14 protein-coding genes are annotated in these 11,753 nt (G+C 69.3%); 13 read left to right on the plus strand and 1 reads right to left on the minus strand.

The genetic code is table 11. From position 1 onward, the window contains the following. The first annotated feature begins 58 nt into the window (after window positions 1-58). From ACFVWW_RS21970 to prcA, 3 genes are all read left to right on the plus strand, one after another. Complete coding sequence (locus ACFVWW_RS21970; protein WP_030782898.1) at window positions 59-277, plus strand: ubiquitin-like protein Pup; 219 nt, start codon at window positions 59-61, stop codon at window positions 275-277. A gap of 144 nt (window positions 278-421) precedes the next feature. Then, window positions 422-1,267 carry a proteasome subunit beta gene (prcB, locus tag ACFVWW_RS21975; RefSeq protein ID WP_384190565.1) on the plus strand — a complete coding sequence of 282 codons (846 nt, stop codon included), beginning with the start codon at window positions 422-424 and terminating at the stop codon, window positions 1,265-1,267. A 52-nt stretch (window positions 1,268-1,319) separates the two neighbouring features. Beyond that, window positions 1,320-2,084, plus strand: a complete 765-nt coding sequence (prcA, locus tag ACFVWW_RS21980) for a proteasome subunit alpha (RefSeq protein ID WP_384190562.1) — start codon at window positions 1,320-1,322, stop codon at window positions 2,082-2,084. A gap of 255 nt (window positions 2,085-2,339) precedes the next feature. Here the strand turns inward: prcA and ACFVWW_RS21985 are convergent, their stop codons facing one another. Further along, window positions 2,340-3,374, minus strand: coding sequence for a LacI family DNA-binding transcriptional regulator (locus ACFVWW_RS21985; protein ID WP_384190559.1), 1,035 nt, complete (start codon window positions 3,372-3,374; stop codon window positions 2,340-2,342). Between the two features lie 141 nt (window positions 3,375-3,515). Here ACFVWW_RS21985 and ACFVWW_RS21990 point away from each other — a divergent pair, with 141 nt between their 5' ends. The 10 genes from ACFVWW_RS21990 to tatC all read left to right on the plus strand — a co-directional run bounded on the left by ACFVWW_RS21990 (window position 3,516) and on the right by tatC (window position 11,747). Further along, complete coding sequence (locus tag ACFVWW_RS21990; RefSeq protein WP_386878714.1) at window positions 3,516-4,775, plus strand: MFS transporter; 1,260 nt, start codon at window positions 3,516-3,518, stop codon at window positions 4,773-4,775. A gap of 9 nt (window positions 4,776-4,784) precedes the next feature. Beyond that, the gene (gene pafA, locus ACFVWW_RS21995; protein WP_384190554.1) at window positions 4,785-6,146 is read left to right on the plus strand and encodes a Pup--protein ligase; all 1,362 of its coding nucleotides are present in this window, start codon (window positions 4,785-4,787) and stop codon (window positions 6,144-6,146) included. A 109-nt stretch (window positions 6,147-6,255) separates the two neighbouring features. Beyond that, the gene (locus ACFVWW_RS22000) at window positions 6,256-7,191 is read left to right on the plus strand and encodes an FKBP-type peptidyl-prolyl cis-trans isomerase (protein WP_384190552.1); all 936 of its coding nucleotides are present in this window, start codon (window positions 6,256-6,258) and stop codon (window positions 7,189-7,191) included. 43 nt (window positions 7,192-7,234) lie between these two features. Beyond that, window positions 7,235-7,609, plus strand: a complete 375-nt coding sequence (locus ACFVWW_RS22005; protein ID WP_384190550.1) for an FKBP-type peptidyl-prolyl cis-trans isomerase — start codon at window positions 7,235-7,237, stop codon at window positions 7,607-7,609. 120 nt (window positions 7,610-7,729) lie between these two features. Next, the gene (locus ACFVWW_RS22010) at window positions 7,730-8,686 is read left to right on the plus strand and encodes a helix-turn-helix transcriptional regulator (RefSeq protein WP_384190547.1); all 957 of its coding nucleotides are present in this window, start codon (window positions 7,730-7,732) and stop codon (window positions 8,684-8,686) included. Between the two features lie 17 nt (window positions 8,687-8,703). Beyond that, window positions 8,704-9,654, plus strand: coding sequence for a helix-turn-helix transcriptional regulator (locus ACFVWW_RS22015; protein ID WP_384337256.1), 951 nt, complete (start codon window positions 8,704-8,706; stop codon window positions 9,652-9,654). Window positions 9,655-9,729: 75 nt separating this feature from the next. After that, complete coding sequence (locus ACFVWW_RS22020) at window positions 9,730-9,990, plus strand: hypothetical protein (RefSeq protein WP_384190541.1); 261 nt, start codon at window positions 9,730-9,732, stop codon at window positions 9,988-9,990. A gap of 36 nt (window positions 9,991-10,026) precedes the next feature. Further along, window positions 10,027-10,224, plus strand: coding sequence for a hypothetical protein (locus tag ACFVWW_RS22025; protein WP_384190539.1), 198 nt, complete (start codon window positions 10,027-10,029; stop codon window positions 10,222-10,224). Between the two features lie 235 nt (window positions 10,225-10,459). Next, window positions 10,460-10,753: a Sec-independent protein translocase subunit TatA gene (gene tatA, locus ACFVWW_RS22030; RefSeq protein WP_384190536.1), complete on the plus strand. Its 294-nt coding sequence runs from the start codon at window positions 10,460-10,462 to the stop codon at window positions 10,751-10,753. 43 nt (window positions 10,754-10,796) lie between these two features. Beyond that, window positions 10,797-11,747 carry a twin-arginine translocase subunit TatC gene (gene tatC / locus ACFVWW_RS22035; protein ID WP_384190534.1) on the plus strand — a complete coding sequence of 317 codons (951 nt, stop codon included), beginning with the start codon at window positions 10,797-10,799 and terminating at the stop codon, window positions 11,745-11,747. The last annotated feature ends 6 nt before the right edge of the window (window positions 11,748-11,753 follow it).

Here is an 11,753-nt window from a genome sequence, read left to right on the forward strand (position 1 = left end):
TGTAGGGTCTGATCTTGAAGGTCACATCGAGCGGGGCGAACCGAGCGGGGTGAGGGATATGGCGACCAAGGACACCGGCGGCGGACAGCAGAAGGCAACGCGTTCCACGGAGGAGACCGAGGAGCAGGCGCAGGACGCGCAGGCATCCGAGGACCTCAAGGAGCGCCAGGAGAAGCTGTCCGACGATGTCGACTCCGTCCTGGACGAGATCGACGACGTGCTCGAGGAGAATGCCGAGGACTTCGTGCGGTCCTTCGTCCAAAAGGGCGGCCAGTAGCAGCCGTTGTCCGTCCCGGGGCCACCGGTGAAAGCCGGTCGCACCGGGGCGGATGACCGGCGACGGCGCGGGTAAGGTCCGTGCACAGCTCTAAAGACCGGCCCGGCCCGAGCGGCGGGCCGCCGCCCATCCGGAAGGAAACGTGTGGAAGCCAACCCTCGTAGCACCGGGCGTCTGCCGGCAGCCTTCCTGACGCCTGGCTCGTCCTCGTTCATGGATTTCCTGGCGCACCAGTCGCCGGACATGCTGCCCGGCAAGCGTTCGCTGCCGCCCCTCCAGGGCGCGATCGAGGCACCGCACGGCACGACGATCGTCGCGGTGACGTTCCCCGGCGGCGTGGTGCTCGCCGGTGACCGGCGCGCGACCATGGGCAACATGATCGCGCAGCGCGACATCGAGAAGGTCTTCCCCGCCGACGAGTACTCGGCCGTGGGCATCGCCGGCACCGCGGGACTCGCCGTGGAGATGGTCAAGCTCTTCCAGCTGGAGCTGGAGCACTTCGAGAAGGTCGAAGGAGCGCAGCTCTCCCTGGAGGGCAAGGCCAACCGGCTCTCCACGATGATCCGCAGCAATCTGGCCATGGCCATGCAGGGCCTGGCCGTCGTCCCGCTCTTCGCGGGCTGGGACGTGGACCGCGGGAGGGGCCGCATCTTCTCGTACGACGTGACGGGCGGCCGCTCCGAGGAGCTCGGCTACGCGTCCACCGGTTCCGGCTCGATCTTCGCCCGTGGCGCGATGAAGAAGCTCTACCGCGAGGACCTGACGGAGCAGCAGGCCACCACCCTGGTCATCCAGGCGCTGTACGACGCCGCGGACGACGACTCGGCGACGGGCGGCCCCGATGTGGCCCGCCGTATCTATCCGATCGTCACCGTCATCACCGAGGACGGCTTCCGGCGGCTGACCGAGCCCGAATCCTCGGAGATCGCCCGCTCGATCCTCGAGCGCCGGCTGGAACAGCCCGACGGCCCGCGCGCCGCGCTGCTCTGACGCCTTTCCCGTCCGAACCGACATGCCACTGACAGAAAGGGACGGATAGCCGGTGTCGACGCCGTTCTATGTCTCACCCCAGCAGGCCATGGCCGACCGGGCGGAATACGCCCGCAAGGGCATCGCCCGCGGTCGCAGCCTGGTTGTGCTGCAGTACGCCGACGGCATTGTCTTCGTCGGCGAGAACCCGTCCCGCGCGCTGCACAAGTTCAGCGAGATCTACGACCGGATCGGTTTCGCGGCCGCCGGCAAGTACAACGAGTACGAGAATCTGCGGATCGGCGGTGTCCGCTATGCCGATCTGCGCGGATATACCTACGACCGCGACGACGTGACCGCCCGCGGCCTCGCCAATGTCTATGCCCAGACCCTCGGCACCATTTTCTCCAGCGCCGGTGAGAAGCCCTACGAGGTGGAGCTGGTCGTCGCGGAAGTGGGCGCCACCCCGGACGGCGACCAGATCTACCGGCTGCCCCACGACGGCTCGATCGTGGACGAGCACGGCTCGGTCGCGGTCGGCGGCCAGTCGGAGCAGATCAGCACCTTCCTCGACCAGCAGCACCGCGAGGGCATGTCGCTCGCCGAGGCGCTGAAGCTGGCCGTCCAGGCGCTGTCCAGGGACACCAACGGCGGCGAGCGGGAGATTCCCGCGGAGCGGCTCGAAGTGGCCGTCCTGGACCGTACGCGGCCGCAGCAGCGCAAATTCAAGCGGATCGTCAACCGCCAGCTTGCCCGCCTGCTGGAGGCGGACGGCGCCGCCTCCACCCCGACGGACGCCCCCTCGGACATCGAGGAGGCGGAGGACACCGACGACTGACCGGTGATCTCCGCCCGTGCCCCGGCCCGCCTCCGCGAGCCGGGGCACAGCGATGTGTGGGGCCGCCGAGGCGCTCGGCGGCCCCAGGGTGCTAGTGCTGTGACCGGAAAGGTTCACCGGCTCGCGACGCCCGGCACGGCACCTCGCCGCGTTGTCGGAGTCGCGCAAGTACGTCCAGTACGAGCGCGATCCTCCGCCTTGCGATGTACCGCACCGGCCGCCGCGAGCCCCCGGCAAACCTTTCCGGCCACAGCACTAGCGGCCCCCGGAGAGGGACACCGGCGCCGTGGAGCCCCGGGCCACCAGGGATACCGGGAGGTCGCCTTCCTCGGGGTGGCGGCCGTCCAGGACCGCCAGCAGCGCCGACATGCCGCGCTCGCCCACCCGCTCGGCCGGCAGCCGCACCGTGGTCAGTTCCGGCTCCACCGCCGTGGCCAGCGCCAGATCGTCGAAGCCGCTGACGGAGACGTCCTCGGGCACCCGCAGGCCGAGCCGCCGTACCGCCTTGCAGGCCCCCGCGGCCAGGATGTCGTCGTCGCAGACCAGCGCCGTGGGCCGGGGCCCCGGGCCGGTCAGGGCGCGCTCCGCGGCCTCCCGCGCCGCGTCCACGTCCAGCGGCGCCGACACCGTTGTGACGACCGCGTCCGGCACTCCCCGTACCGTCTCGGCCAGCGCCTCGGCCCGTACGGCGAAGGTCCAGGAGTCGATGGCGCAGGCGAGATGGACGAGGCGCCGGTGGCCGAGGCCCAGCAGATGCCCGGTCACCTGCCGCATTCCGTCGGCGATGTCGAGATTCACCCGGGCGGCGGCGCCCGGCGCCGCGGGATCGCTGTCGAGCATCACCAGGGGCAGATCCGCGCCGTCCACCCCGCGGATCTCGTCCAGCGCGTCGGCCGCCATCGAGGAGGCGATCACCCCGTCCAGCGCGGCCCGCGCCGAGGCGAAGGGATCCCTGGCGGGCCCCACCCCGGCGGGGGAGGGGTAGATGACCACCCCGAAGCCGTGCCGGGCGGCCACCTCGGCCGCGCCCGTGTAGACCCGGGCGAAGAACTCGTTGGTGAGCGCGGGCACGACCAGGAGGGCCGTCCTGGTCGTGCCGAGGCGCAGATTGCGGGCCGCGAGATTGGGCCGGTAGCCGAGGTCCCGCGCCGCGTCCCGTACGAGCCCGGCCGTCCGCTCCGAGACCCGTCCGCGCCATTTGTCGCCGAGGACGAGGGAGACCGTGGCCTGGGACACGCCCGCGGCCCGTGCCACGTCCTTGCTGGTGGGCCTGGCGGACTGCTCAGTCATGGCTGCCGTTCTCCGTCGCGCGGTGAGAGATCGCGGTGGACCCGCGGACTGGGCTCATGGTACGTATGACGTCGGACGTTATACGTAAAACCCCAACCCGCTCGGGCCGGGGGAAGAGCTCACGAAGATGGGGGGCGGGACATGGCCGCCGGGTACGCGGACATTCTCAAGGCACCGCACGCCGCACGGCTGCTCGCCGGCACGCTCGTGGGCCGGCTGCCGAGCGCCACCGGCCATATCGCGATCGTCCTGTTCACCCGCGCCGAGGGCGGCAGCTACACGCTCGCCGGCGCGCTGGCGGCGGTCTACGGCATCGCCACGGCCGTCGGCCAGCCGCTGCTCGGCCGGGCCGTGGACCTGTTCGGACAGCCCCGGGTGCAGCTCCCCGCCGCCCTTGTCTCCGCCCTCGGCATGGTGGTCTTCGCGGCGGTCGGAACGGGCTTCCTGCTCCCCGCCTACGGCGCCGTGGCGGTCGCGGGCCTCTTCACCCCGCCGCTGGAAGGCGGACTGCGGGCGCTGTGGCCGAGCGTCCTGGGCGGTGAGGACCGGGTGCACCGGGCGTACGCCATGGACGCCGTGGCCCAGGAAGTCATGTTCACGGTCGGCCCGCTGTTCGTCACCCTGCTGGTCTCGCTCTGGTCGCCGGCCGCCGCGCTCCTCGTCATCAACGCGATCGGTGTGCTCGGCGCGCTCTCCGTCGTCCTGTCCGGGCCCTCCCGCGCCTGGCGCTCCGCACCCCGCGAGGCGCACTGGCTCGGCGCCCTGCGCTCACCCGGGCTGCTCGCCCTGCTGGCCGCGTTCCTGTTCATCGGTATGGCCCTCGGCTCGATCACCGTCGCGGGGGTCGCCTACGCGGACGACCACGGCCGCGAGTCCGTGTACGGCTGGCTGATGGCGGCCCTCGGCCTCGGCGCGCTGATCGGCGGCGTGGTCTACGGGGCCAGACAGTGGGCCGGCGCCCCCGAGCGCAGGCTCCGGGGCATTGTCGCCCTGCTGGCTCTCTGTTACCTGCCGCTGACGCTCACTCCGGGTGTGGTCGCGATGACCGCGCTCTGCGCCGTCGCCGGAATCTTCCTGGCGCCCGCCATCGCCTGCGCCTTCATCGTCGTCGACCGGCACGCCCCCCGAGGCACCGTCACCGAGGCGTTCTCCTGGCTCGTCACCACCTTCGGCGTCGGCGCCGCGCTGGGAACGGCCGTGGCGGGCCCGGCCGTCGAGATCGGCTCCACCGCGGCGAGCTTCGGTGTCGCGGGGGCCGGCGGGATCGCCGCGCTGCTGGTGCTGGTGGTCACTCAGCGGGTCCTCGCAGTTCCCGGCGCTCCTCCGGATGCCACCATCCGGACGGAAAATGATCCAAGCGCTACGGCCGAACCCGGTTTCAGCTCTGGTCATCAGGCGTAATGTTCAGACATGGACCGCCGCATTTTCGGGCTGGAGAACGAGTACGGCGTCACGTGCACGTTCAGGGGACAGCGCCGACTGTCACCTGACGAAGTGGCGCGCTACCTCTTCCGCCGTGTTGTCTCATGGGGCCGCAGCAGCAATGTCTTCCTGCGGAACGGCGCCCGTCTCTACCTCGACGTGGGTTCGCATCCGGAATACGCAACTCCCGAATGCGACAACGTGACCGAACTGGTCACGCACGACAAGGCGGGCGAGCGCATTCTCGAAGGCCTGCTCGTCGACGCCGAACGCCGCCTGCACGAGGAGGGAATCGCGGGCGACGTCTATCTCTTCAAGAACAACACCGACTCGGCGGGAAACTCCTACGGCTGCCACGAGAACTATCTCGTCGCCCGCCATGGAGAGTTCTCCCGGCTCGCGGACATCCTCATCCCCTTCCTCGTCACCCGGCAGCTGCTCTGTGGCGCCGGCAAGGTGCTGCAGACCCCGCGAGGCGCGGTCTACTGCGTCAGCCAGCGCGCCGAGCACATCTGGGAAGGCGTCAGCTCCGCCACCACCCGATCCCGTCCGATCATCAACACCCGTGACGAGCCGCACGCCGACGCGGAGCGCTACCGCCGTCTCCATGTCATCGTCGGCGACTCGAACATGTCCGAGACGACCATGCTGCTCAAGGTCGGTGCCACCGACCTCGTACTGCGCATGATCGAAGCGGGCACGGTGATGCGCGATCTCACCCTGGAGAACCCCATCCGGGCGATCCGCGAGGTCAGCCATGACCTCACCGGCCAGCGCAAGGTGCGCCTGGCGAGCGGCCGTGAGGCCTCCGCCCTGGAGGTCCAGCGGGAGTACTACGAGAAGGCCGTGGACTTCGTGGAGCGCCGGGGCATCCGCACCGGCGTCGTCGATCAGGTCCTGGAGCTCTGGGGCCGTACGCTCGACGCGATCGACGCGGAGGACCTCGACCGGATCGGCACCGAGATCGACTGGGTCATGAAGTACAAGCTGATCGAGCGGTACCGGGCCAAGCACAATATGACCATGTCGCATCCGCGGGTCGCCCAGATAGACCTCGCCTACCACGACATCCACCGCCGTCGCGGCCTCTACTACCTGCTGGAGAAGCGGGGTCAGGCCGCCCGGATCTGCAACGACCTGAAGATCTTCGAGGGCAAATCCGTGCCCCCGCAGACCACCAGGGCGCGGCTGCGCGGCGATTTCATCCGCCGGGCCCAGGAGCAGCGCAGGGACTTCACCGTCGACTGGGTGCATCTCAAGCTCAATGACCAGGCACAGCGCACCGTGCTCTGCAAGGACCCGTTCCGTTCCGTCGACGACCGAGTGGAAAAGCTGATCGCCGGTATGTGACCACGCACTGACTGAACGCCACCCGGGCCCCGTACGTATCTCGTACGGGGCCCTTGGCACGCCCTAGAGTGTCGGGCAACTACTGTGCCGTCTGAGATCTGAGGAACACGTGCGCCGACTTGCCGGCCTGATCGTCGTCCCCTTGCTGCTGCTGTCGACAGCGGCGTGCGGCAACGACGGAGGCTCCGACTCAACCCCGTCCAAGAACGGACTTCCCGCGATCAGCGCGGGTGTCAAGTTCGGTCAGAAGCCGACCCTTGAAAAGGGTAAGGGCACCCCGCCCAAGGAGCTGAAGGTCGACGTCCTCAGCGAGGGTGACGGCGCGACAGTCAAAAAGGGCGACGCGATCCAGGTCAACTACCTGGGGCAGAGCTGGGATTCGGACAAGCCGTTCGACAACAGTTTTGACCGGAAGCAGCCGTTCGATCTGACCCTCGGTGCCGGCATGGTCATCCAGGGCTGGGACAAGGGCCTCGAAGGCCAGAAGGTCGGCAGCCGCGTCGAGCTGGGCATCCCGCCGGAGCTCGGATACGGCGCCCAGGGCCAGGGCGACATCAAGCCCAACTCCACGCTGGTCTTCGTCGTCGACATCCTGAAGGCGACCCAGGTCCCCACCACGGCCAAGGGCACCAAGGTCGCGCAGGACAACATCGCCCTGCCCAAGGTGGGGACCAACGAGGACGGCAAGGAACCGAAGGTCACGATTCCGAAGACCGACCCGCCCAAGAAGCTGGTCTCCTCCTATGTGCTGGAGAGCGACGGCGAGGTCATCAAGGACTCGGACACGGTCGTGCTGAACTACGCCGCGTACCTCTGGAAGGGCCAGAAGCAGTTCGACAGCACGTACAAGACCGGCAAGACCCAGACCTTCCCGCTGCCGCAGCTCACGCTGAAGGGCCTCAAGACAGGCATCGTCGGCAAGAAGGTGGGCAGCCGGATCCTGATCGTGATCCCGCCGGACCAGGCATTCGGCGCCCAGGAGCAGCAGGGCATCCCCAAGAACTCCACCCTGGTGTTCGCCGTGGACGTCCTGGCGAAGGTGTAAGACTGTCCCGGTTGCCCCGTTCATCATTTAGAGGAGCAGTTCAGTGAGCATCGAGAAGCCCGAGATCGATTTCCCGGGTGGCGAGCCGCCGGCCGATCTGGAGATCAAGGAAATCTGGGAAGGTGACGGCGAGGTGGCCAAGGCGGGCGACACCGTCAAGGTCCACTACGTGGGTGTGGCCTTCTCCACCGGCGAGGAGTTCGACGCCTCCTGGAACCGTGGCACCCCGCTTCAGTTCCAGCTCGGTGTCGGCCAGGTCATCTCCGGCTGGGACCAGGGCGTTCAGGGCATGAAGGTCGGCGGCCGCCGTCAGCTGACCATCCCCTCGCACCTCGCGTACGGCGAGCGCGGCGCCGGTGGCGGCGCCATCGCGCCGGGCGAGACGCTGATCTTCGTCTGCGATCTGGTCGCTGTCTGATCACATCAGGACACCCCGAGGGCCCATGCTGTCCGGCGTGGGCCCTCGGCTTTGGCCGCGACACCCCGGGGCGGTACGGTCAACGAGCGGACCCGGCACGATCAAAGGGGTAGGGCGTCGATGGCGATTGCCAAGGCCGAGCGATTGATGAATCTGGCGCTGTGCCTGCTCGGTACCCGGCGGCCGCTCAGCAAGCGTGAGCTGCGCGGCTCCATCGAGGCGTATCTGGAAGCGGGCTCCGACGACTCGTTCAACCGGATGTTCGAGCGGGACAAGGACGATCTGCGCGAACTCGGCCTGGTCATCGAGACGGTGGAGAACCTCGACGGCGAGACCGGCTATCTCGCCCGCCGCGACAGCAACCGGCTGCCCGCCATCACGCTCGACGCCGAGGAGGCCGCCGCTCTCGGCCTCGCCGCCAAGGTCTGGCAGCAGGCCCGGCTGGCCGGCGCGGCGAGCGGTGCCCTGCAGAAGCTGCGTGCCGCCGGGATGCCGGAGGCGGAGGACAGCTACGAAGCCCACCACAGCGCCCTCGAACCCCGCATCCCCGTCCACGAGGCCGCCTTCGAACCGCTGATGCTCGCCTGCCGCGACCGGCGCCCCGTCATCTTCGACTACCGCAAGGCCAACGCCGCCCGCCCCGAGCAGCGCCAGGTCGAGCCCTGGACACTGGAGTGCTGGCGCGGCCACTGGTATCTGGCCGGCTGGGACCGCGACCGCGGGGCCGAGCGGGTCTTCCGGCTCTCCCGGATCACCGGCAGGGTCCGCTCCCGCGCCGGGGCCTTCAGCGCCCCCGTGCCCGATGTGGTCACGGTGCGGGAGACCGTGGAGAGCTGGGCGGGGGAGACCGCGACCCGCTCCGCGCTGATCAAACTGCGCTCGGGGAGCGGCTATCCGCTGCGCTCCAGGGCGCTGTCGTCGAGGGAGCTGGGCGACGGCTGGGACGAGCTGGAGATCCCGTACGGGCACGGCCTCGACGCCTGGCTGGTGGAGTTCGGCCCGGACGTGGTCGTACTGGAGCCCGCGGATCTGCGGGCCGATGTCCTGGAGCGGCTGCGCGCCGTGGCCAAGGGCTGAGGGGGACTCGTACAACCATGGCTGCCAACGCCATCGACCAGACCCGGCGGATGCTCTCCCTGGTGACCTATCTGCGGGAGCGCCCCGGCGCGCACGTCAGCGATGTCGCCCGGGCCTTCGGCATCACCGAGGACGAGCTGATCTCCGACCTCGATGTCCTTCCCATGTGCGGGACCAGCTTCCGCGGCGGCGATCTGCTCGACATCGACACCGACGGCGACCGCATCTGGTGGCACAACGCGGACGATGTCGCCGAGCCGCTGCGGCTCGCCGCCGACGAGGCGACGGCGCTGCTCGTCGCGGCCCGCGCGGTCGCCACCCTGCCGGGGCTGCGTGAGGGCGACCGGCAGGCGCTGCTGCGCGCCACCGCCAAGCTGGAGACCGCGGCCGGGGAGGCCGCGGGGGCCAGCTCCCGGCTGTCGGTGACCTTCGAGTCCGAGGGCGGGGTCTTCGCCGAGGTCGACCGGGCCATCTCCGAGCGTCGCAGGCTGTGGCTGCGCTACTACTCCCCGGCACGGGACGAGCTGACCGAGCGCGAGGTCGACCCGATCCGGCTGTTCGCCGTGGGCCACACCTATATGGAGGCCTGGTGCCGGCTCTCCGAGGCGCGGCGTACGTTCCGGCTCGACCGGGTGGCCGAGGTCAGGCTGCTGGACGCACCGGCCGCACCGCCGGAGCTGGAGCTGCGGGATCTGTCGGAAGGGCTGGTGCAGCCGTCCGCGGAGGATCCCGAGGTGGTGGTCGAGGTCGGTCCCGGCGGCCGGTGGGTCGCGGAGTACTACCCGCACGACAGCGCGGACGAACTTCCCGACGGCGGGCTGCGTATTACGCTGCGCACGCCGGCGCCCGCGTCGCTCAGACGGCTGGCGCTGAGACTCGGCGGGGACGGGCGGATCGTCTCCCCCCGGGATCTGGCCGACAGCGCGCGGCTGGCGGCGAGTGAGGCCCTCGCGGCCTACGACGGCTGAGCGGGGAGCGGCCGGCGACGAACGGCCGGCAAGGCACAGAAGATGACCAGCAGAGGACAAGGAGAACCAAGGAATATGTCGACGATGTCTGGGCTGTCTGGATTCTCGACCGTGGTCCCGGTCCTCTTCAAGGCGGCCTGTCCGGAGTGCCGTGCCCGCTTCGAGCTGTCCGCGGGCGCGCTGCGGCTGGCGATCGGGGCCAGCCGGCGCACCACCTTCTACTCCTTCACCTGCCCTGAGTGCGAGGCCATGGTGCGCAAGCCGGCCGGTGAGCGCATCGTCGAACTCCTCACGGGCGGCGGGGTGCGGACGCTGCGCCTCCACTCCACTCTCTAGACCACTCCCCTCTCTAGAACGGTCGAGGCGCTGCCCATGTTCTGGCCCATGCTCGCCATCGCCCTGGGCTTCTGCGGTATCGCGGTGCTCGGTGTCCTGGCGATCCGTGTCTTTCTCGAAGCCCAGCGGCTCGGGCGCCAGGTCGCCGCCACCACGGAGACGATCAACCGGGCCGCCGAGGATCTGGAGCGGGCGGCCACCCGACTGGCCGCGACGGGCGACGCGCTCCGGTAGCTGCGCACCGCGGCGAATACGGCCGCCGACGCACCCTCCTGCTTCAACCGCCCGGACGGTACGCTGATGATCGCGGCCCCGACACAGAGGCGCGGGCCGCCGTCGGGAGTATGCGCAGGCATTGCCCCTCGTTTACTCCAGCGGGTTACGATCGCTGCCAGCACCACGGCCGGACACCGGTTCGGTTGTACGGGCAGCCCCGACGCCAGCCGCCTCAGTGAGAAGGAAGTCGTACATGATCGGCAATCTGAAGCCCCTCGAGATCGTTCTGATCATCGCTGTCGTCCTGTTGCTGTTCGGTGCCAAGAAGCTTCCCGACATGGCGCGTTCGCTCGGCAAGTCGGCCCGCATCCTCAAGAGCGAGGCCAAGGCCATGAAGAAGGACGACGAGCCGACGGCGCCCGCTGCCGACCCGGTCGCCGACGCCACCGCCCCGCAGCAGGCCGCTCCGCGGACGATCCAGGCCGCGCCCGGCGATGTCACCAGCTCCCGTCCGGTCAGCGAGCCGAACCGCACCACCCAGAGCTGACGCTCTCCACCGACGGTCGCTGTAACGAGACGAGGGACGTGGGTTGCTCAAGTCTGCCCGCAAGCAGGAGAAAGACGTCGAGGGGCGCATGCCCCTCGCGGAGCACCTGCGAGAGTTGCGAAACCGCCTGCTGAAATCGGTCCTGGCGATCATGGTCATCACGATCATCGCCGCGTTCTACTACAAGGATCTGATCGACTTCATGCTGAAGCCGATCCTCGACTCGGTGGGCTGTGTCGACGGCGCCGTGAAGCAGAAGAACGGCGCACCGTGCGCGGACATGACCGTGAACGGTCTGATCGCGCCCTTCTCCATCGCGCTGAAGGTCTCCCTCGTATCGGGTGTGGTGCTCTCCACGCCGGTCTGGCTGTACCAGCTCTGGGGTTTCCTGGCACCGGGCCTGCACAGCCATGAGAAGAAGTACGCGCTGTCGTTCGTGGCCGTCGGTGTACCGCTCTTCCTCGGTGGCGCCGTCCTCGCGTACAAGATCCTTCCCCAGACGGCCACGATCCTGCTCGACTTCACTCCGGAGAACGCCCGCAACCTGCTGCCGGTCGACGAGTACCTCGACCTCGTGGTGCGCATGGTGATCGTCTTCGGTATGGCCTTCGAGCTGCCGCTGCTGCTCGTCCTGCTCAACTTCACCGGAGTGCTGTCGGCGAAGCGCCTCGGCTCCTGGTGGCGCATCATGGTGCTGGGCATCACGCTCTTCTCCGCGTTCGCCACCCCGACCGGCGATCCGCTCACCATGCTGTCGCTGGCGGCCCCCATCGTCGTCCTCTACTTCCTGGCGCTGGGTGTCTGTCTGCTGAACGACCGGCGGCGCAGGCGCAATGACCCGGACGCCGGGCTCGACGACGACGAGGCCTCGGAGCTGGATCTGACCCCCGAGGGCGTCGGGGAGATCGAGCCCGTCTCCTCGTCGGGCTCTCTTCCCGAGCAGTCCGACGGCAGCCGCGCGAACCGGCTGAACGGTTACGACGACATCACCTGACCTTGT

The organism is Streptomyces sp. NPDC058198, from assembly GCF_042882605.1.
Lineage (GTDB): Bacteria > Actinomycetota > Actinomycetes > Streptomycetales > Streptomycetaceae > Streptomyces.